20 protein-coding genes are annotated in these 22,548 nt (G+C 38.8%); all 20 read right to left on the bottom strand.

Annotation, left to right across the window (positions count from 1 at the left end):
• Nucleotide 1: 1 nt before the first annotated feature.
• On the bottom strand, nucleotides 2-781 hold the full coding sequence (gene phnE / locus A5889_RS12145) for a phosphonate ABC transporter, permease protein PhnE (protein ID WP_087642131.1): 780 nt from the start codon (nucleotides 779-781) through the stop codon (nucleotides 2-4).
• Complete coding sequence (gene phnE, locus A5889_RS12140) at nucleotides 781-1,560, bottom strand: phosphonate ABC transporter, permease protein PhnE (protein ID WP_087642130.1); 780 nt, start codon at nucleotides 1,558-1,560, stop codon at nucleotides 781-783. Before phnE (A5889_RS12140) ends, phnE (A5889_RS12145) begins: the two co-directional genes overlap by 1 nt.
• Entirely contained in the window at nucleotides 1,557-2,324 is a 768-nt protein-coding gene (phnC, locus tag A5889_RS12135) for a phosphonate ABC transporter ATP-binding protein (protein WP_087642129.1), read from the bottom strand. The genes phnE (A5889_RS12140) and phnC overlap by 4 nt, the downstream gene beginning before the upstream one ends.
• A gap of 200 nt (nucleotides 2,325-2,524) precedes the next feature.
• Nucleotides 2,525-3,463, bottom strand: a complete 939-nt coding sequence (locus A5889_RS12130) for a phosphate/phosphite/phosphonate ABC transporter substrate-binding protein (RefSeq protein WP_422389701.1) — start codon at nucleotides 3,461-3,463, stop codon at nucleotides 2,525-2,527.
• A 508-nt stretch (nucleotides 3,464-3,971) separates the two neighbouring features.
• Nucleotides 3,972-4,979, bottom strand: a complete 1,008-nt coding sequence (locus A5889_RS12125; protein WP_087642128.1) for an ABC transporter substrate-binding protein — start codon at nucleotides 4,977-4,979, stop codon at nucleotides 3,972-3,974.
• A 41-nt stretch (nucleotides 4,980-5,020) separates the two neighbouring features.
• Nucleotides 5,021-5,785 carry an ABC transporter ATP-binding protein gene (locus tag A5889_RS12120; protein ID WP_087642127.1) on the bottom strand — a complete coding sequence of 255 codons (765 nt, stop codon included), beginning with the start codon at nucleotides 5,783-5,785 and terminating at the stop codon, nucleotides 5,021-5,023.
• A 3-nt stretch (nucleotides 5,786-5,788) separates the two neighbouring features.
• The gene (locus A5889_RS12115) at nucleotides 5,789-6,880 is read right to left on the bottom strand and encodes a FecCD family ABC transporter permease (protein WP_087642126.1); all 1,092 of its coding nucleotides are present in this window, start codon (nucleotides 6,878-6,880) and stop codon (nucleotides 5,789-5,791) included.
• Between the two features lie 36 nt (nucleotides 6,881-6,916).
• The gene (locus tag A5889_RS12110; protein ID WP_087642125.1) at nucleotides 6,917-7,531 is read right to left on the bottom strand and encodes a nitroreductase family protein; all 615 of its coding nucleotides are present in this window, start codon (nucleotides 7,529-7,531) and stop codon (nucleotides 6,917-6,919) included.
• A 178-nt stretch (nucleotides 7,532-7,709) separates the two neighbouring features.
• Nucleotides 7,710-9,926, bottom strand: a complete 2,217-nt coding sequence (gene bglX, locus A5889_RS12105) for a beta-glucosidase BglX (protein ID WP_087642124.1) — start codon at nucleotides 9,924-9,926, stop codon at nucleotides 7,710-7,712.
• Nucleotides 9,927-9,928: 2 nt separating this feature from the next.
• Complete coding sequence (locus A5889_RS12100) at nucleotides 9,929-11,197, bottom strand: PTS sugar transporter subunit IIC (protein ID WP_087642123.1); 1,269 nt, start codon at nucleotides 11,195-11,197, stop codon at nucleotides 9,929-9,931.
• 114 nt (nucleotides 11,198-11,311) lie between these two features.
• Nucleotides 11,312-12,139 carry an AraC family transcriptional regulator gene (locus A5889_RS12095; protein WP_087642122.1) on the bottom strand — a complete coding sequence of 276 codons (828 nt, stop codon included), beginning with the start codon at nucleotides 12,137-12,139 and terminating at the stop codon, nucleotides 11,312-11,314.
• Nucleotides 12,140-12,304: 165 nt separating this feature from the next.
• The gene (locus A5889_RS12090; RefSeq protein WP_087642121.1) at nucleotides 12,305-12,844 is read right to left on the bottom strand and encodes an HdeD family acid-resistance protein; all 540 of its coding nucleotides are present in this window, start codon (nucleotides 12,842-12,844) and stop codon (nucleotides 12,305-12,307) included.
• Nucleotides 12,845-13,077: 233 nt separating this feature from the next.
• On the bottom strand, nucleotides 13,078-13,737 hold the full coding sequence (locus A5889_RS12085) for a PepSY domain-containing protein (RefSeq protein ID WP_087642120.1): 660 nt from the start codon (nucleotides 13,735-13,737) through the stop codon (nucleotides 13,078-13,080).
• Between the two features lie 114 nt (nucleotides 13,738-13,851).
• Entirely contained in the window at nucleotides 13,852-15,225 is a 1,374-nt protein-coding gene (locus A5889_RS12080) for a sensor histidine kinase (RefSeq protein WP_087642119.1), read from the bottom strand.
• The gene (locus A5889_RS12075; protein ID WP_087642118.1) at nucleotides 15,222-15,914 is read right to left on the bottom strand and encodes a response regulator transcription factor; all 693 of its coding nucleotides are present in this window, start codon (nucleotides 15,912-15,914) and stop codon (nucleotides 15,222-15,224) included. Before A5889_RS12075 ends, A5889_RS12080 begins: the two co-directional genes overlap by 4 nt.
• Nucleotides 15,915-16,350: 436 nt before the next feature.
• Nucleotides 16,351-17,814: a glycoside hydrolase family 1 protein gene (locus A5889_RS12070; RefSeq protein WP_087642117.1), complete on the bottom strand. Its 1,464-nt coding sequence runs from the start codon at nucleotides 17,812-17,814 to the stop codon at nucleotides 16,351-16,353.
• Between the two features lie 300 nt (nucleotides 17,815-18,114).
• Entirely contained in the window at nucleotides 18,115-18,438 is a 324-nt protein-coding gene (locus A5889_RS12065; RefSeq protein ID WP_087642116.1) for an LPXTG cell wall anchor domain-containing protein, read from the bottom strand.
• Nucleotides 18,439-18,458: 20 nt separating this feature from the next.
• A complete protein-coding gene (locus A5889_RS12060) occupies nucleotides 18,459-19,115 on the bottom strand; it encodes a hypothetical protein (protein ID WP_087642115.1) in 657 nt (218 codons plus the stop codon).
• A gap of 64 nt (nucleotides 19,116-19,179) precedes the next feature.
• Complete coding sequence (locus A5889_RS12055) at nucleotides 19,180-19,716, bottom strand: hypothetical protein (RefSeq protein ID WP_087642114.1); 537 nt, start codon at nucleotides 19,714-19,716, stop codon at nucleotides 19,180-19,182.
• 10 nt (nucleotides 19,717-19,726) lie between these two features.
• Nucleotides 19,727-22,381 (bottom strand): hypothetical protein, encoded by a 2,655-nt coding sequence (locus tag A5889_RS12050; RefSeq protein WP_087642113.1) that lies wholly within the window; start codon nucleotides 22,379-22,381, stop codon nucleotides 19,727-19,729.
• Nucleotides 22,382-22,548 lie beyond the last annotated feature (167 nt).

Below are 22,548 nucleotides of genomic sequence, written 5' to 3'. Positions count from 1 at the left end.
GTCATTGTAATTTTTTGCGTAAATAGCCAGTCACTGCATCGATCAGAAAGACCGTAATAATGATGCCGAACAAAATGATCCCAACTTTATCCCACGCTCTTGATTGAATCGCAAAAATCATTGGTGCACCGATTCCTCCTGCACCAACCAATCCAAGAGTCGCAGCACTACGTACAGCTATTTCAAAATGATTCAACGCTAATGATAGAAACGTCGGAATCAATTGCGGTAAGCGTGCATAAAACATGGTTTGCCAGAAATTGGCGCCAACCGCTGTCATCGATTCTACAGGCGCTTCATCCATCGATTCGATTTCTTCTGTATACAATTTACCCAACATCCCAATTTGGTGGACACCGATCGCTAAAACACCCGCAAAAGGTCCTGGTCCCACCATTTTCACGAAAATGATCGCATAAACCAGTTCTGGAAATGCTCGAAGAACATTACAGATAAACTTCCCGATTTTAGAAATGATCGTATTCGATTTCCATAGGTTATGTGCACTGATAAATGTCAATGGTAAAGCTAAAATCGTAGCAATCACCGTTCCTAAAAAGGCGATCCCGATCGTCAAAAGCATCAAGCTCACTAAATCTTCACCGCTGCCATCATACACATACGCCCAATCCGGCTGAAACAATCCCGTTAAAACTGATTTCACCATATCAAATGACATGTTTCCTGCTTCTGAATAGTCAATGCCTACAGCAGAATAAAGAATGATCGCCAAAACAATCAGGATCGGCATATAGCGTTTTACTTTTCTATTTATGCTCATTACACCAACCTCTTTCTGATGATTTCACTGATCCAGTCGATCGTGATCACAACGACTAAAATAGATAAAATGATGATCGACACACGGTCATAACGCATCAAACTTAATGAAGAATTCAAAATCACACCAATTCCCCCCGCACCAACATAACCAAGGATCGTTGACGCACGAATATTCACTTCAAAAGCATACAATGAATAGCTGGCGATCTGGTGTGTGATCTGCGGTGCAATCGACCAAAAAGCAACCTGCGTTTTAGTTGCACCAACTGATTCAGCTGCTTCGATCGGACCATGATCGATCGTCTCGATCGCCTCATAGACTAATTGGGAAACCATACCAAAAGTAAAGACTGCTATCGTCAGCACACCTGTAAACTCTCCGATCCCAAACATTGCAACAAATAGCGCCGCCAGTAAAAGATTGGGGATCGTCCGAACAATACTCATCAAAAAACGGATAATCGTTGTAAAAAAGAAATTTCTAGTAACAACTGTTGTCGCTAGAAAAGCAAACGGAACAGCAAAAATCACACCGATCGTCGTTCCTACAACAGACATTTTGATCGTTTTCAGCATAGGTTCAACAAGCTTTGGAAGATAGCTCCAGTCTGGACGAAGAAAACGCTGTAGGAAAAGCCCCATTTGATCCAGATTATTGAAGACATCAGCCATTTGAGCCCCTGTGACACGAGCACTAGAATACACACAAATCAAGACTAAAGCTAAAATAAATAAGTGCTTATATAAATTTCGATGGATCGTATCTTTCAGCTTCATTCTTGTACACCTTCAGTTTGTTTCAAAATATCTGCCCCATAAATGCTCGTGAGTACTTCATCTGTTGCTTCAGCAGCTGTTCCATCAAACACGACCTCACCATCCCGCAATCCAATGATCCGGCTTGAAAATTCACGCGCCAAATCAACTGAGTGAAGATTGATCACAACTGTATGATTCAATTCCTGATTGATTTTCTTCAAATCTTTCATGATTTTTTGGGTAGTGATCGGATCAAGAGATGCCACAGGCTCATCGGCTAAAATGATCGATGCTTGCTGTACCAATGTCCGAGCGATCGACACTCGCTGTTGTTGTCCACCACTAAGCTCATCACTTCTTGAATGTAACTTATCGGCTAAGCCAACACGTCCTAAAGCATCTTCTACCAGCGCATAATCATCTGCTGAAAAGATCCCGAAAATACTCTTGAATGTCGAATAATAACCTAAACGTCCAGAAATAACGTTTTTTTGTACAGAACTTTTCTTAACTAAGTTAAAATGCTGAAAGATCATGCCAATGTTTCTTCTTATTTTTCGTAGATTTCGCTTATTGGCCTTTGTGATCGATGTTCCATCGATCAGGATATTTCCTTCTGTGATTTCATTCAAACGATTGATCGAACGCAGTAATGTACTCTTTCCAGCTCCACTTAAGCCAATAACAGAAACAAACTCGCCATCTTTGATCGTTAAATTGATATTTTTCAATCCTTTAACACCGTTGCTATAGGTTTTTGTAACATTTTCAAACTGAATCATGATTTCTCCTTTTGATATAAAAAATAGAAAAGAGCGTCGTCCAAAAGTACATACAAACTTTTGTGCACGCTCCAAACTCAAAAAATAGCGAGAAAAAGCAGAAGCCGCGGTCTTATCATACAATAAATAATAACAGAGCGCCTGACTTCTATAGCTTTTATCTCATCCACTTGATCTTTACTCTTTCATGTACACTCAATTTACTCCGCTGCTTTTTCCGTATATTCTTCAACAGTATCGTAGTTTTTGTCATCTGCTTCTACATAGCCTTTATGTCCCCACATTGCCATCGCTTCAGAGCCTTCTTCGTCTTCTGACATTGCTAAGAACGTTTCTTTGACTTTTGCCTGAAGATCTTTATCCATGTTTGGCTGAACAGCGATCGCGTCATTCGGAATATCCCCTTCAGTTAAGTAAAGGACGTTCAACTCTTTGAATAGATCATCTTTTTCAAATTTTGAAGCAAATACATTACGAGCTCCTTCAAACACAAAACAAGCATCCTGCTGGCCGTTCAAAACAGCTGTGATTTCACTTGGAATATCATTGACTGTTGTCAAAGTAACATCTTTCGTTGGATCGATCCCAGCTTCTTTCATCTCAACAACAGGGTAAATATAGCCGCTTGCTGAGTTTGGACTCAAGGTAGCGATTTTTTTACCTTTCAAATCTTTCAATGAATCAATACCACTATCCGCTCTAACTAAAATTTCTCCCTTGAACGTACCAGATAATTTGCCATCTTCCGGCTTGCCTGTTTCACGATTATACGCACCTAATTCAGAAGATAAAATCGCTGTTGCTGCTTTTTGATTACGCGCCTGAACATATGCTGACGGCGGCATGATCCCGATATCGACTTTACCTGAAGCCATCGCTTCAACGATCGTAGAGTAGTCAGTCGCTAACGTAACATTGACATCTCGACCTAATTTGTCTGATAAATATTTTGCGAAAGGTTTCGCTTTAGCCTCCATTGAGCCATCGTTATTTGTCGGTACAAATTGCAGTTCTAATGGTTTAGTATCATCAGCAGCCTTTTTATCGCCCGATGAACCGCATCCTGTAAGTAAACCGATACTTAAACCGATCACTGATAATAACCCTAACAATTTCGTTCTCTTTTTCACTCTTTCCATCCTTTCGCATCTTGGCATAGCTAAAACGAATGTTTTTTCTATTTTAGCTATATTCATTCTAGTTTAATGGTGTAAACTTCTGATAATAACGACGTAAAGATTGTGTAAATTTTCAATTTTCACTTCGTAATCATCACTAAATCGTCATGGACTGCAGCAAATCTTCTTTTCAGTAATTTTCACTGTTTCTCTCATAATATGATCATCCAAAACTAAATTTAGTATAGCATAAATCCGATAATATTCTAGCCTTCTTTTTCAATTTTTGTTTTTTTACTTCTCATCTTTTTTTCTGAAAAACACGAACATTCTCCAAAATTAAAAGGCAATAAAGAAAAAAAGGACAGCATCAGAGTTGCTCTGATATTGTCCAGTACTTTTATCTTTATCAATAAAAAATTACTTGAAATAGATTGATTCCCAAATAAGAGAAACTTTAAGTTGATTGCATCTTTGATTGGAAAGATAGCCGCTTCCTTCTTTTGTTTTTACCATGAGTTTTCGCTTCTTACTTTTCTGGATACATTTCATCAGCCAATTTTTCGATCCCATCTAAAGATTGATAGCCATAACCAAACATATAGTTATAATCGACAGTATAAACTTGTTTATTTTTGATTGCCTGCATGCTTGAAAGCTTAGGATTATTCATGATCCCTTCAAGCATTTTCTCACCGGAGATCCCACCTTTAGTCGAGCTCCAGTCAGCTAAAATCAGAACTTCCGGGTCTGTTTCGATCAATTTTTCAACACTTACTTCTCCCTTTTCATCCTTAAAAACATTCTCTAGTTTGACCATTGTAAAAATATCATTGAAAAAGGTCTCATTATGAGCAGGATAAATATAAAGTTCGTTCGGATCAGTGGTATGGATATAGGCAAATGTACGTTTTTCTTTTATCCTTTTAAGCTTCGTTTCAAGCGCTGATTGACGTTCTTTCAGTTCACGTTTAAATGACTCTGCTTTATCTTTAACATGAAAGACTTTTCCTAAATTGTCGATATCATCATAAATAGATTCAAATGTCCCTCCTGTTACTGAGGAATGTAAAACAAATGTTTTGATCCCCATTTCATTGAGGCTATCAACTGTGCCAACGCCCCAGTCTTGATTATCAAATAGACCTCCGCGACCATAGACAAGATCTGGGTCTACGCTCAACGCCATTTCTTTACCGATATAATCCTCTGATAGCTGATTCAACTGATCAAAATCTTTTTCGACCGTGGTGTCTGGTGCTCCAAAAACTGCTCCAACCCCAGCGATTTTGTCTTTCAACCCTAAATGCAATAATAATTCTGCTGCCGGTCGTGTATTGGCTAAAACTTTTTCTGGTGCTTTCTCAAATGTTTGCTCCTTTGATTGCCAGCTTTCTGCGCCTTCCGCTCGGGTAAAATTCTTGATAGTTACTGGATAATCCGTGCTTGTTTCTTTATCACTAGCTGATTGTTCTTTCGTTGCACAGCCTGTAAAAATCGCTAAACTCAATAGAGTGATCATCATTGTTTTTTTCATTTTTACGCTTCCTCATTTGCTATATATTTTAATTCTACACATTAGTCCAGCGAATAATTAAATCCCAAACGCTTTGTGATCGGATTTGTGTAGATCGTACATTTTACTTCATAGATTTCTTCGATCAATGCTGCTGTAAATAATTCTTCTGGTTTCCCTTCCGCAATGATTTTGCCCGCCTTCATCGCATAGATATAGTCACAGTAATAAGCTGCCAACTCTAGGTCATGAAGCGCAGCCAAAACGCCGATCCCTAAGTTTTTCACACACGTTAAGATCTCCAACTGATAACGGATGTCCAAATGATTGGTCGGCTCATCTAAAATCATATATTTCGGTTGCTGCGCAATCGTACGAGCTAAAATCACCCGTTGCTTTTCTCCACCGGATAATGATAAGAAGCTGCGATCGACATAGTTCGTCAAATTGGTTTTTGCTAACGCATCATTCACGATCTCAATATCTTCTTGTGTATCTGATTCAAGTAATTTTTTATGCGGCGTTCGACCTAAGAGAACCATCTGAAAAACGGTTAAATCAAAATTTAATTCATTAAACTGATTGACCACACCTAACCGCTGCGCTACTTTCTTTTCAGAAGTTGCTAAAAGATCTAGATCGTCTAGAAAAACTGTGCCTGCTTGAGGTTTGATCCCTTTATAAATTCCTTTCAGCATCGTTGATTTCCCACAACCGTTTGCTCCAATGATGCCGACAAATTGGTCTTTTTGAGTTTGCAAAGAAACACTTTTAACAATTTGCTCTTGCCCAATCATAATAGCCAGATCTTTCACATTTAATTCCATAGCTCAGCCTCCGAAATTATATCCTTTTTTAACGATAATATAGATGAACAATGGCGCTCCGATGACCGAAGTAATGATCCCAATGGGAAGCTCTACGGTAGCGATCAGCGTTCTAGAAAGCACATCCGCCCAGATCATAAAAAGAGAACCTGTCAATGCTGACACAGGCAATAAACGCTTATGATCAGAACCTGTCAAACCACGTACGATATGTGGAATAATCAATCCAACAAAGCCGATCATACCTGAGTAGGCAACGATCACACCTGTTAATAAGGCTGCAAGCATCAAATATAGCTTACGATATCTACTTAATGGAACACCCAACGTGATTGCCGCTTCATCTCCTAATAGCATCACATTCAAAATACGATACTGAAATAAAAAAAAGAGAGTGATCAAAACGACAGTCACTGAAAGGACACTCAGCTTATTCCAACTTGCAGAAGCCAGACTTCCCATCGCCCAAAACGTGACCGTTTTCATTCCTTCTGCATTATTGGCAAGATATACAATAAAACTTGAGATAGAGCTGCAAAGCGCGCCGATGACAGAACCCGATAAAACCAATTTTACAGAAGTCATCCGCCCGCCGATACCAGATAAGATCAAGACACCAAAGGCTGCTGCTATTGCACCGACAAACGCGCCAAAAGCTAAGCCAAATTGTGAAAATACACTGGCAGTACCAAAACCGATCAAAATCGCAAAGGTTGCTCCAAGAGAGGCACCAGATGAAATCCCTAGAATATAAGGATCAGCTAAAGGATTTTGCACCACTGCCTGCATCACAGCCCCTGTCACAGCTAACCCCATTCCCACAAAGACAGCCAAGATCACACGGGGGGTTCGCACAAACCAGATGATGTTGACCGCAGAATTGCTTGAAACACCATCTAATGAACCAACTCTTCCACCCGATAGTTTTGATAATAAGATTTGAATAATGTCATCCACTGAAATATCCGCCTGACCGTTGAGCAAAGAATAAATGATCGAAATGAAAATAGCTATGATCAAGCCGAGCAAAACGAGCGGATAATACCGCTGTGTTTTCACTTTTAGATTGTCTTCTGTTGCTTTGATTGCCTGCAAAAAAATGCGCCTCCTAAATAACTGAACATAGCTCTATTATTCTTTATTTTCTGACAATTTTTCTGATAAATGAAATGCCCACTGATCAACTGTTTTTCTCTTGGCTCTTGGTAACTTGACTGCTTCATCGATCATACTTATATCTAATAAACCAATGATCTGACGATCCGATCCAACACCAACCTCTTGTTTAAAGACATCATCAAAAATGATCGGTACTGTGCGCCAAGTAACACCGATATTTCGAGACCATGCAGCTAACTGGAAATTTTGGATAAATGCAGAAACAGCACCAACGGCTTCAAAATTTGCTTTTTTCTTTTCATGAATCGGTGCTGTTACAATCAATGTTACAGGAACACTAAGGTAATAATCTTCAGTTCTTTTCTTTGACGCTGCTAAGTGTTCTTGGTCATACCTTGCCCAAATGTTCATCCGCTCATAGCTATCCATGATTTTTTCCACGAATAAACTACGCTCTTCTGGTGACATGATCATAATGACTGCCCAAGGTTCCTCTTTCGAATGAAATGGTGCATAACTTGCCACTTCCAATAACGCTTTAATATCTTCAATAGAAACAGGCTGCTTCGATATCGTTCGAATCGTTCGCCGCTCTTTAATCACCTGTTCAATAGACACACTAAACATTTTTTTCCTCCATTCTTTTCTACTTAAACAAACATTCACAATCAAATGCGAATGAAAATCATTCTCAATTAGAAATTAAGAGTACCATTCAACTTCTATTTTTGCAAGTTTCATTCAGATAAAAAAAACGAAGAAAAACCAAATCAGCTTTTCTTCGTTTTTAATTATGATGTTTCATTTACTTAAGGTCAAAAGTAGCTTCCAAGGTTTCTTTCACATTAGGTCCAACAAACACGATGAATTTACCAGGTTCTTCCTCAAACAGCATTTCCTTCGTGTAGAATTTCAAGTCCGCTCTAGTTAAATGAAACGTTACTTTTTTCTCTTCGTCGGCACGTAAATCAACTTTTTGAAAAGCTTTTAGTTCCTTGATTGGGCGAACAACTGAGCCAGTCACATCTTGAATATATAGCTGCACCGTTTCCTGTGCTGACCGATCAGAACGATTTTTTACTGTTACTGAAATAGTCAATGACTCATTCATATACTCACTGTTAAGTGTCAACTCAGAATACTCGACCTTACTATAAGATAAACCAAATCCAAAGGAGAATAGCGGTTCATTAGGGCTATCTAAATATTTTGAAACAAAACGCCCTTTATGTGTTGGGCTTGTCAACGGTCTACCTGTTTTGAATTCACTATAATAAAGAGGTAGCTGACCGACAGAATAAGGAAAACTCATGCTTAAACGGCCGGAAGGATTGGTTTGACCAAAAACGATATCCGCTAAAGCATTTCCGCCTTCTGTTCCTGGGAACCACGCTTGAAGAATCGCATCGACTTGCTCAATTTCTTTTGTCAGTACAAGCGGCCTGCCGCTAATAACGATCAAAACTGTTTTCTTTTTCAACTCGACCATTTTTTGTAAAAAGACCTGCTGGATTTTAGGCAAAGTGATATCTGTACGGCTTCCTGCTTCACCGCTTTGCATCGTATGTTCACCTAAAGCAAAAACGATCGTATCTGCCTGTTGCGCCAATGCTAATGCCGTTTCTAGTTCAGTTGCTTTCATTTGTTCATCAAGCCCCAGCTGTTCAATTTGGTCTTTTGTTGCCCCAAATTCTCCTAAAAAGGCATAGTCTTCCAACATATCACAGCCTTGAGTATAAAGAAGATGGTCCGAATCAAGATAGTTTTCAAAGCCTTTTTTGATCGTCACTACATCTTCTCTTTGACCATGAACCGCCCACAGTCCGATCAATTCTTGATTATCACCGTATGGACCAACCAGCAACACTTTTTCTTTATTGGGCGCAAGCGGCAACACTTGATTTCTATTTTGCAGTAGAACAACCGATTCAGCAGATACCTTTTTCGCTAAGCGACGTTTTTCTTCCGTCAGAAAAGCTTGTTCTTCTAATGCTTGGCTTGCACCTCTGTAAGGATCTTCAAACAACCCTAAATCATTTTTCAACTTCAATACACGATAAACAGATCGATCGACCAGTTCAGTACTGATTTCTCCATTTTCGATCAACGGTTCTAACTCTTTTGCATAACAGGGGGTTTTCATATCGATATCAGTTGTGGCTTCGATCGCTAATTTTGCAGCTTCACGATCATCGGCTGCCACACCATGAGCAATCAATTCTTGAATCGCAGCATAATCGGAAATGATCACTCCATCAAATCCCCATTCTTTGCGTAAAATCTCTTTCAATAAGAACTGATTGCCAGTAACAGGCATTCCGTCATAGGTATTAAACGATGTCATCACTAATTGACAACCAGCATCGACCGCTGCCTTATACGCTGGCAGATATTCTTGACGCAGCCTTCGTTCAGACATATCTACTGTATTATACTCACGACCGCCTTCTGCTGCTCCATAGGCTGCAAAATGCTTCACACAAGAAGCGATCCCACCACCGTTTAAAAGATCTTTTTGCAGTCCAGTGACCATCGCTTTAGCAAAAGCTGCATTCAGCACAGGATCCTCTCCCGTTGATTCCAATGTTCTGCCCCAACGAGCATCGCGGACTAAATCGACCATTGGTGCAAATGTGACATGCGCACCTGCTGCTTTAGCTTCTTCTGCCGTTTGCTGATACGCTGACTCGATCAGATCTGGATTCCACGTTGCCCCTAAGCCTAAAGGGATCGGAAAAATTGTTCGGTAGCCATAAATGATATCGGCCATAAACAACAGTGGAATTTTGTGCCTGCTTTTTGCCATATGACGATCTTGGATCTCTTTTGTTTTTTCTGCTCCTGTTACATTTAGCACTGAACCAACCTGATCAACGATGCGTTGATCGATACCTAATTTTTTTTGCGGGCCAACAGCTAACTGATCTGCGTGGAAAAAGTCACCTGATAATTGAACCAACTGTCCGATTTTTTCTTCCCAAGTCAAAGAGTTCAATAATTCTTTTAGTGCTTGCTCTTTCATTTCTACACCTCTTCACTTTGCTCTTGCAAATAAGTTTTGTTGTCTAAGCGTTTGAACCACGGATACCAAAGCAACGGTGATAAGACTAACTGGATCACCAGTTGTAAAATAATAACTGAAATGCTACCTTGAACCGCCGCATGAAAACCAATCGGCAACCCAAAGATCGCCTGAACACCGACAAACCTTGAAACTAGACCGATTTTGGTTAAGACGTACGCTAAAATCAACGCAATACTATTATTAAAAATGAACGGCACTGCTAAATCAAAGTTCAAAACCAATGGTGAACCAAAAATCACTGGTTCAGTGATCCCAAATAAAGCAGGCACGATCGAGATTTTTCCGACTTCTCGATACTGTTTACTTTTCGCTCTAAGCATCAATAAAACTAACCCCAGTGCCATTCCCCCAAACGTAATGATATTGAAAAAGGCTAACCCAACAATATTTGGTGGTGTTTGTCCAGCCGTTACAGCATTCATATTTTCCACATCCATCGCCATCCATAAAGGCGTTACTAAAGGCAATATCACATTGGTTCCATGAATACCAAAAAACCATAATATTTGTTGCAATAAACTTAAAATGATCATAGCGCCAATTGAACCACCGATTCCTTTTAGTGGCTCCTGGATGATCGTATATACAAATTGATGCATATTTTCAAAAGGTGTTAAGCTAAACCCAAAATCAACCAGAATAAATAAAACACCGATCAACACGGTTGGGATCAAGGATTCAAATAGCCGCGTGACCATTGGCGGAACCCCTTCCGGCATTTTGATCGTCCAGCCTTTACGTTTGATTGTCAGAAACAATCGGCCAACGACTAAACCGACGATCATCGCAGAAAAAACGCCTTGTGCACTTAACCATGTCGTTGGTAATGCGGCAACTTCATCAGCAGTTTTATCTAATGGTGTGATCAATAAGAAACTCATCAACGAAATAATACCAGCAGCGACATAGTCCTCTTTTTCATCCAGTTTTCGAACTAAGTTGATCGCCATCAAAACAGAAATATATAAGGCCAACGAACCAATGGTAAATGTATTGACTTTTCCTAATAAATCAATGACTTGTGTAAATCCTTGTAAGGTTTTGGACATATTCATAAACACGACAAGTAATACAGCGATCGATCCGATAAAAACAGGTCCCAAAGTCGACATCATTGCACCAGAAATAGCTTGGAGGTACGGATTGTTCCCCATTCTATCAAAAAATGGACTAACTTTATCAAAAAAATCCACTAACTTCTTCTTCATGTTGCTTGCTCCTCTCAAAATACAGTAAGCGCTTTACTTACACTTAGTATACTGACAATTATCCTTTAATTCTTTGCCCAATTCGTCATAAAATCGGAAAAATAATGACTTTTTCTAAGAGAAATATTTTTTCCGATATTGCTGAGGTGAAAGGTTGTAATTCTTTTTAAACACATTGTAAAAGGACTTCACAGAGAAAAAGCCATTTGCCATAGCAATCGCCATTACAGTCATATCAGTATCTCTCAATTGATAATAAGCTTTTTCTAAACGGACAGTATTAACATATTCAGAAAAGGAAATCCCCATATATTTTTTGAAAAAGCGTGAGAAGTAAGCTGGATCATAATTAAATACCTCAGCTACGTGTTCTAACTTCAATGATTGATAGTAATTCTCCTGTACATAATCATTGATTTGTTTTAGTCGATCTAGATGCTTCAAGCTTTTTATGGACTGCTGAGAAGCTAAAGGAATGCGATAGTTTTTGACTAGTAAAGCAAGTAACGCTAATGTTTGACTTTTGACCAAGAGGTTGACTGCAAGCTCCTGAGTTTGATACTCATGAAAAATCTGATCCAATAGCTGCTGTATACGTGAATCTTGTCCTTTAGACGGATTCAAATTAAATAAAAACTGCTCATTGTATTGGTTTTGTGTCATCTCTTGTAAAAAATGCAATGGAAACTGCATGACAAAAACCTCGTTAGGCAGTGGACTTCTTGAAGAATGAATGATATTTGAGTTGATGAATAATGTATCACCTGGTTCTAAAAGATAAGTCACCTGAGGAAAACGAACTTCTAAATTTCCTTTCAAGCAATATAAAAGTTCAGCACTTTCGTGCCAATGCGTGCTGATCAGTCGATCTGGATTTCTTGAAGTAAATGAGAATAGCTTAAAGGGATAATGTTCATTTGGAGAAATCATCTCATGTTTCATTCCGATACCTCTTTCTTTTATACAATAGTAAGCAAATTATAAGATATTTTCACTCTTAACAAAATAAAGTGATTCTTCATCCTTTTTTACTAAAACAAAAATCATAAAAGACATAATAAAAAGGACAGACCAACAAACGCATTGTCAGTCTATCCTAAGCTTTAACTATCGATCAATATTACGTAATTGGAAAAAGGCCACAACTTCACCAATTCCCATAAAAATCAAAATCCCGCCAAATAATTGGAACAGTACTAACACACTGCTGAATGGATTAAACGTCAATACTAAACCTGCAATGATCAAAATTGCACTATAAATCAACATCGGTAACCAATTCACATTGACATAGTTTCGTAGATTGACCGCCTGCATCCCACGGCTAACACCAACAATAACGATGGCTAAACCTAAGAAAATCGGTAAAATACTGACGATGCCTTTGGCAAAAACCAGTACGATCCCAGCAATGACTAACAGCACGATTCCGCCAAGGAAGCTCATCCCGTAAGTACCTGTTGCTTTTTTTACTTTAAACCCATCATACAAATTAAGAATTCCCATAATAGCAATGTACGCAGAAATAAAGTAAACTGCCGCTTGAAAAACACTTCTTGGATTAACTACGATCAATAGGCCAAAAAGAATGTAGACGATTCCTCTTAAAAGAGCATATTTTCTTAATTGTTCCATAACATTATTCATTCTGATCCCTCCATTGTTTCATTTACTTATGTTCCTCTTAATTGTATAGAATTTCTCTAAATAAGACGAGCGATAAGGTCTCGATCAGCAAATATTTTATAACAAAAAAGGGGTCTGGGACAAAACTCTGCGAGTCAAATCCCGGACACCTGAAATCTAGATAACAGCGAGGGCAGAAGTAATCCCTTCGGAATCAAATACTTCTGTCCCAACCTCATTTTCAATTTTATATACTAGTCATCCAATTCTTTTTCTAAGACATCGCCCGTTTGAGCGTTGATTTTCACAGACATTTCCTGATTACCCGATTGAACTTTGACTTCCCAATAGGTTGTTGATAATTCTCTTTCTAACGACCATTCGATTGCTTGACCTTCACCAAAACTGTCAACAGCGATTTTTGAGATATCATCCATTGATTTCAAGTTGTTTAAATCTAGCGCTTCATTCGCTTTTTCCACACCGTTTTGGTCTTCACGATCTAATGTTTCCTCACGCTCTTTTTTCAGTTCGCCAGTTTCAGCATTGATTTTTACTTCATATTCTTTAGAATCATCTACTCCTTTTATTTCATAATAATAGGTGCCAAAAGACGGGTCTAAATCTAACGAGGTGATCGCTGTGTTTGGATATGCTTCCTGGTATGCTTTAACGGCTTCTTCCAGTGACACTTTCACCTGAACTTGATTTTTAGCTGCATTTGTTGTCGTGTTAGACGATGCAGTAGATTTTGTATTACTTGATTCACTGGTACTTGAATCGAATGTGATCGTTTGGCTGACCTCTGTACTCGCTTTACTTTGACCATTTGTTTCCAATGACTTATTATTGCTGGTACATCCTGCCAAAAGAACACCTAAACCGACTGTTGCTACAATAATCTTTTTATTCATACTATTATTCCTCCTGAGTTGTTGTTGTTGTTTTTCTTTATAAAAGTATCATAACAGGCTGTTGTGTCTAAAAAAATAAACCAACGTGAAAGCTAAATGAAGAAATCTTCATTTTTAAGTTTCAGGTAAAAAAGTAACCGTAAAACGGGTGCCCTTAGGCTGCACATCTGAAATAGTGATCTTCCCGTGGTAATATTCTACCAGCCCTTTAACGATCGCAAGTCCAATTCCTGTTCCTGCAATTTCACTAGATCGTGACTGATCTACACGATAAAAACGTTCGAACACCTTGTCCTTATCTTCATCTGGAATTCCAATACCAGAATCTTCAACGATCAATTGAATTTGACTTGCTGCAGTTACTAACTGAATATGGATTTGGCCTTCTTTTTCTGTATACTTCATCGCATTTTCTACTAAATTACGAGTAATTTGATAAAAATGTTCTTTTTGTCCAACGATCATGATCCCGGGTTCGATTTGAACAGTCAACTCTTGCGTCATCATCACACGGAGTTCATCGATCGTCTGTTGGATCAGTTGAGATAAATCAAGAGCATCTCCCTCTCCAGCATTTTCCAAACGTCCTAATGTCAACAGCTGATTCACTAAAATCTCCATCCGTTTAGACTCTTTATCGATATATTCTAAAGAAGTTGGAATCACTTCAGGATGCTTTTCCCCACGACGCTTGATCAAATTTACATGTCCGCGAATCGCAGCTAACGGTGTTCTTAATTCATGAGAAGCATCCGTCACAAACTGTTGCTCACGCTTCAAGGATGATCGCTGTCTGTCCAGTAATTGATTGAAAGATTTCGAGATGTTCTGAACTTCTTGCGGCGTTTTAGGCACAGTCAAAATTTTTTCATCCATGGAACCCTCCAACTGTGTGATCTCTTCATTCATCACAACTAATGAGCCGCTAAGTTTTTTAGAAAAGCGATAGGTAACAAATGAACCTACGGCAATCACGATGACCGTGAGTAAAATCGTCAACGAAAAAATCCTGCCGATCACTTCGAATTGATCTTCCATTTCGACTAGCATCGTCACCTTACCTGTTTGGTCTTCAAAACTGCTATAATAAAAAGGCTCCATGTCGTCGGTCCATAAAATCCGATCTAAAAAGAACAACTGTTTTAAACGAGAAAATTCCCCGTAAATTTCTTGTGCATCCTCTGAAGAATAGATTACTTCGCCAGAATTTAACCCTACGCGAATCAAATAAGAAGATTTATCCTGTGATCGATAGCTTGTCAGTACGTCAGTCCATTCTTTTTCATCTTCTGCTCCACTGCGTTTGAGAGAATCCTCTAATAAAACTGCTTGTTTTTCTACAGAGTCGTACAGCTCAGCGATAGTGATCCCCATGATCAATACGCTTAAAACTAAAACTGTAGAGACCAATAAACCAATAAATCGAGCAGTCAACTGAAATTGTGTCGTATTTTTTTTCTCTTGAAATAAAGCGCTACTCTTTTTCATGATTTCTTCCTCAAGACATAGCCAACACCGCGAACAGTCTGAATCAATCGCTGGTCTACTTCGTAATCCATTTTATTCCTAAGAGAACGGATATAAACATCCACGACATTCGTTTGCCCAAAATAATCATAGCCCCAAACTGCATTAAGCAATTCATCTCTGGTCAAAACCTCTTCCGGACGCTTGATCAATTCTGCTAAGAGCTCAAATTCTTTTTGTGTCAGCTGGATACTTTCTCCAAAACGTTCAACCACTCGTTTTGTTAAATCCAACGTCAAATCATTATAGCTATAAATCAGCGACTGCGCTTGTACTTGTGCTGCACGACGGATGATCACACGAATCCGCGCTAGTAATTCTTCTATTTCAAACGGTTTCGTTATGTAATCATCTGTTCCAGCATCGAGACCCACAACTTTATCCGTCAATTGATCTCGTGCGGTCATCATAATAATAGGAACTTGACTGTTCCTTCTGATTCTTCTAGCAACTGTGATTCCATCATATTTCGGCAGCATCCAGTCCAGCAAAAGCATCGTGATTCGCTCTTGGTTTTCTTCATATAAGGTCAATGCTTGTTCACCATCTGCAGCATACAGCACTTCATATCCTTCAAAACGAAGCTCTTCCGAAATAAAATTCGCCAAACTTGCCTCATCTTCAACTAATAAAATGACTACATCATTCATTTTTCCACCGCCTTTTTTATAGAGTACCTAGTATTTTAGGCAAGGTCAATCAAATCATGATGAAAAAATCTTCATTTTGGCAGTTGAACTATATAATAAAGTTAGGATAGAAGTGATCAACTATGGGAATCCATTCCTTCGGAGTATTATGCAGAAACGAAAAATCACGTTCAAGCTAGAATAGACGCCAAACTATTTGGCCCATATCATCAAGTTCTAATGCTGCCTGTGATAGGCTTCCCCTTAAAAAACAAACTGACTGGTATGAGTCCAGTTCGATACCGAATTCACACCAGTCAGCTAAATAATTAATCTACGTACAACTTTTAAGAGGCCTATTCTTTTGTCTCAGTCTTTAATCGTTATTACATGGTGGTCCAAGCAATATAAAACAACCCCTTGCCCCTAAGCTTCATATCTTTTAAAGGATTTATTCCTATTGCTCACCATTTGCAGCAATCAATTGTTTATACCAGTAAAACGACTGCTTTCTAGAACGGTCTAACGTACCATTTCCCTCGTCGTCCATATCTACATAGATGAAACCATAACGTTTTTTCATTTCACCTGTTCCCGCACTCACTAAATCAATACAGCCCCACGGTGTGTAACCGATCAAATCAACACCGTCCAATTCAATCGCATCTTTCATTGCAGCAATATGTTTACTGAAGTAATCAATACGATAATCATCTTGAATAGTCCCATCTGCTTCTATTTTATCAACAGCACCAAAGCCATTTTCAACAACAAACAAAGGTACGTTATAACGATCATACAGCTTACATAAAGAAATGCGTAAACCTAACGGATCAACGGCCCAACCCCAATCAGATTCTTGTAAATAAGGATTTTTAACAGCCGGCATTTGATTGCCGCCTACGTATTTCACTTCTTCTGGATTAGAAGCTGAAACAGTCGACATATAATAACTAAATCCGATATAATCAACCGTCCCCGCTTGGATGATCTCATCGTCACCCGCTTCTTTTTTGATATCGATATTTTCCCGTTCGTATTCTTTTAACTTGTGTGCAGGATAATAGCCTTTGACTTGAACATCGATATAGAATTCCTGCTCACGATTAAATTGGATCGCTTCCATCACATCTTCTGGATTACAGCTCATTGGATAGCTCGGAATATAGGCAACCATCATCCCAATTTGAAAATCTGGATTGATCTCATGTCCTAATGTCACTGCTTTAGCGCTTGCTACAAATAAATGATGTGCCGCTTGATACTTGGCTTGTTTATCATTTTTATGGATACCGATTTGTGTCCAGCTGCGTAAAAAGTTGATCTCGTTGAATGTCATCCAGTATTTTACTTTATTTTTATAGCGCTTAAATAGTGTTTCACAGAAGAACAAGAAATAATCGATCACTTTACGACTTGACCAGCCATCCAGCTCATCAGCTAAATACATCGGAATATCGAAATGATTGATCGTTACAACTGGTTCGATCCCATATTTTAAGAGTTCATCAAATACCTTGTCATAAAAAGCAAGTCCTTCTTCATTAACTTCCATCGTACCTTTTGGACAAATTCTTGACCAAGCGATCGACAATCGGAAACACTTGAAGCCCATTTCAGCAAACAATGCGATATCTTCTTTATAATGATGGTAAAAATCAGTTGCCACATGACTTGGGTAATACTGCTCCGGATCTACATAACCGATCGCACCTTCTGGTAGCGCTTGCTCTCTCGTACAAGTTTCGACCTTTCCTTCTTTGGTTTTATAAGTGATCATTCTTGGTTTTGTATGACTGCCCCCTGTGATCGCATCCAATGTACTTAGCTCTTTACCACCGGATAAGTAACCACCTTCATATTGATTTGCTGCTGTTGCGCCGCCCCATAAAAAATTTTTTGGAAATCCTGATTTACTCATTCGCCATTTCTCCTTACTTTTTTTCTTGTCTTACTCTCTTTAGCCTAGCTGCAGTTTCTTTCCTTTCATACATCAAAAAATAAAAACCACAACATAGAAAAAATGACAACGTAAGTGTCTTCTTTGCTATATCGTGGTTATGCCCGAAAAATTCAGTTACATTCCATTGATTACATCAATCATAACATTACTGGAAAACGCTGTCAATCCTTGCTTCTTTCATCCATCTTCATTCAAAAAAAGAGAAAGACCAGAAGAAACATTTCAGTTGATTCTTCTGGTTTTTCTCTATGCATTTAGTTAATCATGTTTTCTATGTGCTTCCCTTACCAATAGCAACAGGTAAATCGTTAATAGGAGAAAACCTACTGATGCTAAGTTATTTGCCTTGTTACCTGTGTTGGGAAATTTTTTTAATGCTATGTGTGTTTGTTTTGGTTGTGCAAGCTCTTGTTGCACTTCTGATTCTTTCGATGACTGTTCTATCTCCGTTTGCCTCTCACTGCCAACTGTTCCGCGAATTTGGATATCCGCTTCAGATGCTTGTGTCGGCAATGGAAAATTAAAGCTGCAGCCTATCAAAAGAATACATGTGACGATCGAAAGACTAAATTGTTTCATCATTCATCACGACCTTTAATTCCTTATGGTGTCACACCAAGTGTTGTCCCATCTTTTTGAATCGATGTGAATTTCAATGTCAATGTGTAATTTTCAGCCGTAGCCGTTTGATCCACATCAGCTGGTAAGTTATCTACTGTTGTACCTGTGTAATAGAATTTTGCTGAATTTGCGTATGCAGAAGCTGCATCCGTATCGATATTCAGACGACCATCTTTGTTTGCCAATGTCATCCAAACAGGTGAACTTGATAGATCAACAAGTGCTTTACTTGCAACTAAATTAGTAGCAGTAGGCGTATTAGCTAATCCTGTGCCCTTTGCATTGATCGTCAATGTGTCTACATACGTTGGTGTTCCTGCAATTGTGTTCAGAGTCACAGCTACGCCGCGCCCAGAATTATTTACAATACTGTAATCCGCTGATTCGATGTTTTTATGTGCGCTAGCTGTTGTTGTGTGGAAAGCAGTTGCTGTGTCAACAGTGACGTTGATCCATTCATCAGAACCTTCTGGAATGTTTGTATCTGGATCTGTATTATCTAATTTACCGATCGTTCCGTTGATGATCACATCAGCTGAATTTTCTCCATCGATCGTTTGTGCTAATGCTGTGTCTGTCAGACCAGTTACACTTAAACTTAGCATCGCTGCTGCTACTAATAAATTGGTTTTCTTCATATTGGTTTCTCCTTCTATGTGTGTGATAATTTATTTTTAACAGAATCCTCTGTTAAACTCGTGATTAATTGTTGATTTGGAGTGTAATTCCTGCTTGAACTTGTCCGCGCTTTTGTTTGGTTTTTGCATCGTAGATATCAAATGTCGCAGTTGCGGGATGGTCCCCTTTAGCTAATGTTTTATCAAGCTTTGCACTGGTTATTTCATAGCCAGGCTGAATAGCTCCTGATGAGTAAACTTGTTCACCGGTTTCATCTAAACGGATGACGACATTGATCGGATAGCCATTTTCAACTGGATTTTGAATGTAAAGACTGCCTTCACTTTCCCCTGTTTCAAAGACTGCGACTGATTTGATGACCATGTTGAATTTACTTTCATCCACAGCTTTTTGTTCCGCTGCCTTGAGTTCTGCATCGGTCATTTTTTTTGCCCCTTTGCTATCAGGCAAATAATCTCCTGAAACGACTTGAACAGGTTCGGTTTTATTTGAAAAATAGTAATAGAGACCACCTGCTGCTGCCGCTAAAAGCAGCAGCAATAATAATAGCAGGATTCGTTTGTTCTTTTTCTTTTCATTCTTCTGGTTTTGTTGTTCCATAGATATCCTCTTATTCTTCATTTTTTTCGACTTTGAACGTCAATTTATATTGCGGAAATGACGCGGTACTATCAGGATTAAAATATTTTCCTTCTAACCTTAAGCTTTGGTGTTCATTAGGATTTAGTTCACCGATCGTTTGCGGCTGGCTCGCAAGTTGACTTGTTAAAAAATGGGTCGAAATCTGATTAGCTTCAACCAAAAGCTTCAAGGCCAATTCTTCAGTTCCCTCAGTTCCTGAGAGATCACTTAAAAGCTGAAGCTGACTAGCGTCGGCATTTTCCTTCGTCAAATTAGTTAACGTGATTTTTGTCGGTGTGTTGCCTTTATTGACAACTGCATAATTCGGCGAAGTGATTTGTCCTTGTTGAGCTGTCCCGAGATCTTTGTTCCTCGTTTGAAAATTCATTTCGATCGGCACTTCCACATTGATGATCTCTGCTATGGTAGTAAATTGGGTCAACGGATCCAACGCCAAGATCACTTCTTCTCCAGAAAGACCAATAACACGTACTCGTACATAATAGGTCACTTCTGCTTTTAATCCTTTAAGTTTAGTTCTAAACAACTGATTTTTGTCTCCAGATAAATCGGCCAGTTGAACGTTCGTATCCTCTGCTGCAAATTCCTTATCAGTACTATATTCTACTTGTACTTGTTGATAATTTCCGCCATAATACGCAGCTTGCCCGCCAACACCTGATTCTTCTCCTGAAGAGTAATCTGTCCAGTAGCCTGTATCACTTGACAGCACTCCTTCTATAACCGCTGATGTGGTTGTAACATTTGCTTCAAGGCTTTCCAATTGCGGCTTTGTAGTAACTAACACTGACTCTGAAAATTGACTTTGTCCTGCTTGATTGATCACAACCATTTGAGCCCAATAATTTGTATTCGGATTTAGCATTGTCGCTGTCACTTGATAAGCAGACTCAAGCATCGTATTTTGCTGATCATCAAAAGAGTCTAATGATAAAATATGCTTCGCTTTATCCGGTTGATTTAAATCTTCTATAGAGGTAAATAAATAAAATTTGACCTTAGACGCTGGGCTCCCATTGTTAAATGATGTCCCTTTTAGCGTAACGGATGTCGCCGTTTCATTCGCTGTTGTAAGCTTTAATTGGTCAGCCACATCGACAAATGCGCTAAAAACGATTTTTTGTGCGCCTTTTAACGCCGCAATTTCTTGAGTATCAAAAGGGTCCGGTGAGCTAGCTAGATTCGTAAAATTAGCTCCTTGCACACTCAAATCAGAGGCTTGTTTCAATATCTCGTGCGTCGGTGAAGTAGCTGTATTTGTTGTAAAAGTCTCAACCTTTTGTAAATAGTCACTAGTAAAACCTAAGTTCTTTACACCACTAGCTCCGTTTAGTCCAAGCGTTCCTGCACTAGTGCTGGAAAAAGCAACTTTCTTTGAGTGATCCATTGTCACAGCGAATGAGCTAGATGAACCTGTTGTAAAAATAGCCCCGCTGGCTACATCGATCGAGACTTCTGCATCTTTGCCGATTGCCATACCTCCTTTTGAAGTATTTAGGTTGATCGGCAGCGGTAAAATGAAATTGACCTTGGCATTTTCCTGAAATGAAAAATTGACCGGCTGTGTTTGTGATGAATAAAAAAACTGATTTCTTGTTCCGCCTGTTGCCAAAGTCACCTTATCCAGATTAAAAACAGCATTTTTCTCAACAATATAGCTTGGAGCAAGCGTCCCATAAGTCATATTGCTGTTTGTCTTAATATCCAGCTTGGCGTTTTCTCTTACGACAATTTGCGAGGTATTCGCATGAGGATTTCCTGAAGCAGTTCCTGTCGACCAAATAAACGCACTTGTCTGATTCGATGAATGTTCAATAGTTGTTTGTCCATTCTCGATTTCTACATAATTGATCTCTGCCCATTCTTGGGAGTATGTACTCGTTCCTTTTTGATCGATCGTATTATTCCCTCTCATGATGACCGAACCGTTAGGGTTATAGATCATCTGTCCATTATTTGAATAGTAGGAAATAGAGTCATAGATAAGTGTGACATTTGTAGCAGAGCCAGTAACGATACCATAATACCCAACCGCTCCTGAGCCATCAGGATTACCAAACTGCGTATTTCGAATCTCAATTACAGCATCTGCCTGATTAGTATAAAAGCCTTGAGCAGCTGTACCTGCTTTATTATAGGTGATCGTATACCCTGCTCCATCAATGATCATTCCTGATTTCAATTGAAAAGCCGAAGTTCCCAAATTTAGATCATTCGTTAGACGAAATTTTAATTTTTGACTATCCTTCAAATACTCTGTTAGCGTTGTAGCTGAATCGACTAGCCAAAAACCATCTTCTGCCTGCACAGCAGCCCGAGAAATCTTTGTCTGATCCAATTCAACATCATCTGATGGAAATTCTTCTAAATTTTTGTCGTTTATTTCTTTATTTTCTACTTTATCTACAGGTAAATTTTCACTACTTTCTTCTGAATGCTCATCCAAATCAGGGTCAGCTGATTCAGAAGATAGCTCTGTATGCTCCGAAGATCCAGCAGTTTCTTCCGTAATTATTTCTTCCTTATCTTGTATTGGTTCTGCCTCTAAAGCGTAGGACCAATCGCTTGGGAAAATCAGCAGAATCAAAAAATAAATCAAGACATGCGATACATTCTTTTTCACGATTGCCTCCTTTACTCTTGTAAAAAAACAAAACTATAACGAATCTACTATAACTATCATTGTATTGTAATTTCTAATTAATATCAATTTAATTTCGTTATTCTTTATTTTTTCTGAATAATTACATTTGTTTTTGATAAAACTTTAAGTTTAATCATCAAAACTTT

The organism is Enterococcus sp. 9D6_DIV0238, assembly GCF_002174455.2.
GTDB lineage: Bacteria > Bacillota > Bacilli > Lactobacillales > Enterococcaceae > Enterococcus_L > Enterococcus_L dunnyi.
This window is presented reverse-complemented; position numbering and strand designations above follow the sequence as displayed.

Bases quoted from the DNA above. Each gene is read 5' to 3' on its own strand.
- A5889_RS12100 (WP_087642123.1), bottom strand. From the start codon at position 11,197: ATGAAGAAGAAGTTAGTGGATTTTTTTGATAAAGTTAGTCCATTTTTT.
- A5889_RS12085 (WP_087642120.1), bottom strand. From the start codon at position 13,737: ATGAATAAAAAGATTATTGTAGCAACAGTCGGTTTAGGTGTTCTTTTG.
- A5889_RS12070 (WP_087642117.1), bottom strand. From the start codon at position 17,814: ATGAGTAAATCAGGATTTCCAAAAAATTTTTTATGGGGCGGCGCAACA.
- phnE (WP_087642131.1), bottom strand. From the start codon at position 781: ATGAGCATAAATAGAAAAGTAAAACGCTATATGCCGATCCTGATTGTT.
- A5889_RS12125 (WP_087642128.1), bottom strand. From the start codon at position 4,979: ATGAAAAAAACAATGATGATCACTCTATTGAGTTTAGCGATTTTTACA.
- phnE (WP_087642130.1), bottom strand. From the start codon at position 1,560: ATGAAGCTGAAAGATACGATCCATCGAAATTTATATAAGCACTTATTT.
- phnC (WP_087642129.1), bottom strand. From the start codon at position 2,324: ATGATTCAGTTTGAAAATGTTACAAAAACCTATAGCAACGGTGTTAAA.
- A5889_RS12110 (WP_087642125.1), bottom strand. From the start codon at position 7,531: ATGTTTAGTGTGTCTATTGAACAGGTGATTAAAGAGCGGCGAACGATT.
- bglX (WP_087642124.1), bottom strand. From the start codon at position 9,926: ATGAAAGAGCAAGCACTAAAAGAATTATTGAACTCTTTGACTTGGGAA.
- A5889_RS12080 (WP_087642119.1), bottom strand. From the start codon at position 15,225: ATGAAAAAGAGTAGCGCTTTATTTCAAGAGAAAAAAAATACGACACAA.
- A5889_RS12130 (WP_422389701.1), bottom strand. From the start codon at position 3,463: ATGGAAAGAGTGAAAAAGAGAACGAAATTGTTAGGGTTATTATCAGTG.
- A5889_RS12120 (WP_087642127.1), bottom strand. From the start codon at position 5,785: ATGGAATTAAATGTGAAAGATCTGGCTATTATGATTGGGCAAGAGCAA.
- A5889_RS12075 (WP_087642118.1), bottom strand. From the start codon at position 15,914: ATGAATGATGTAGTCATTTTATTAGTTGAAGATGAGGCAAGTTTGGCG.
- A5889_RS12060 (WP_087642115.1), bottom strand. From the start codon at position 19,115: ATGAAGAAAACCAATTTATTAGTAGCAGCAGCGATGCTAAGTTTAAGT.
- A5889_RS12090 (WP_087642121.1), bottom strand. From the start codon at position 12,844: ATGAATAATGTTATGGAACAATTAAGAAAATATGCTCTTTTAAGAGGA.
- A5889_RS12055 (WP_087642114.1), bottom strand. From the start codon at position 19,716: ATGGAACAACAAAACCAGAAGAATGAAAAGAAAAAGAACAAACGAATC.
- A5889_RS12095 (WP_087642122.1), bottom strand. From the start codon at position 12,139: ATGAAACATGAGATGATTTCTCCAAATGAACATTATCCCTTTAAGCTA.
- A5889_RS12065 (WP_087642116.1), bottom strand. From the start codon at position 18,438: ATGATGAAACAATTTAGTCTTTCGATCGTCACATGTATTCTTTTGATA.